A 1,508-nucleotide genomic window follows, 5' to 3' on the forward strand; every position below is an offset into this window, starting at 1 on the left:
AACAGCTGGCGGTCGAATGCTTTCGAGATCGCTTCCACCGTGACGGCCTGGCGATGCAGCTTTTTCTCGCCGTCGAAACGCACGAATGGATAGGCGCGCGACGATGGCTTGATATCGTCGACCTTGATTTTTTCAATCTGCTTGGCGCGTGAAGTCGCCTGGCGTGCCTTGGACTTGTTGGCCGCAAAACGGCGCACGAATTCCTGCAGCTCGGCGACCTTGTCCTTGGCTTTCGCATTGTTGGCCAGTTGCTGGTTGCGCGCCTGCGTCGAGGCAAACATGTATTCGTCGTAATTGCCCGGATAGATCTTCAGCGTGCCGTAATCCATGTCGGCCACGTGCGTACACACCTGGTTCAGGAAGTGGCGATCATGGGAAATGATGATCATCGTCGAGTTGCGCTCGTTGAGCACATCTTCAAGCCAGCGGATCGTGTTGATATCCAGGTTGTTGGTCGGCTCATCCAGCAGCAGGATGTCCGGATTCGAGAACAGTGCCTGCGCCAGCAAGACGCGCAACTTCCAGCCCGGCGAGACATTGCTCATCGGACCCTGATGCAGATCGATCGCCACACCAGCGCCGAGCAGCAACTCGCCCGCGCGCGATTCGGCGGTATAGCCATCGAATTCGGCAAACTTGGCTTCCAGGTCGGCCGCCTTCATGTAGTCGTCGTCGGTCGCATCCGGGTTCGCGTAAATCGCATCGCGTTCGGCCATCGCCGCCCACATTTCCGTATGGCCCATCATCACGACATCAAGCACGCGCATTTCTTCAAATGCAAACTGATCCTGGCGCAATTTACCGAGGCGCTCGTTAGGGTCGAGCATGACGGTACCGGCAGATGACTCAAGGTCGCCGCCGAGGATTTTCATGAAAGTGGACTTGCCGCAACCGTTGGCGCCGATCAGGCCGTAACGGTTGCCATCGCCGAATTTGACGGAGATGTTTTCAAACAGCGGCTTGGGGCCGAACTGCATCGTGATATTAGCTGTAGAAAGCACTGATAAAGCCTTTGCGGGTATGAATTTTGATAACCGGGCATTTTACCACTGCAGGGGGCGTCTAGGCTCGCTTTGAGGCGAGACCTGCTGTGATGCTGCCGCTGATGCTGTTTTTTCTCGTGGATAGTCTGCTGCCGGGGGTAGCCCGGCGGCTACTCACTTTTCTTGCTTCGCCAAGAAAAGTAAGCAAAAGAAGGCGACCGCACAGCCGCTGCCCTGCGGGTTCCCGTCTGTGTCGCACAAAAAATGGGAAACGGGCGAAACTCGCTGCGCTCAGACAACGCCCATTTCCCATTTTCTGCACGTCACAAACGGCAGCGTCACAGCGGGTTCACTTCAACTGCCACTTCAAAGACACCAGCCTTGAGTGCATCACAATCAAGGCTGTGGATGTTGGGGTTGCTGCTGTTTTTGACTTGCCCGCATGTGACGTTGCCAAGGCCAGTGCGCGTCGGTCGGATAAAGGGCGCAAACCTGTCTGAGCCGAAGGCGAGTTTGTTTGTGCCC

The 1,508-nt window shown here is 56.4% G+C and carries 2 protein-coding genes; both read right to left on the minus strand.

Annotation, left to right across the window (positions count from 1 at the left end; all coding sequences use genetic code 11):
- A partial coding sequence (locus Q7T06_RS03060) for an ATP-binding cassette domain-containing protein (protein WP_304779952.1) occupies positions 1 to 1,001 on the minus strand: 1,001 nt, incomplete at its 3' end.
- Positions 1,002 to 1,321: 320 nt separating this feature from the next.
- The coding region (locus tag Q7T06_RS03065; RefSeq protein ID WP_304779957.1) for a hypothetical protein at positions 1,322 to 1,508 on the minus strand (187 nt) is incomplete at its 5' end.

Origin of the sequence: Herminiimonas sp. (genome assembly GCF_030645555.1) — a bacterium.
Classification (GTDB): Bacteria; Pseudomonadota; Gammaproteobacteria; order Burkholderiales; family Burkholderiaceae_D; genus Oxalicibacterium.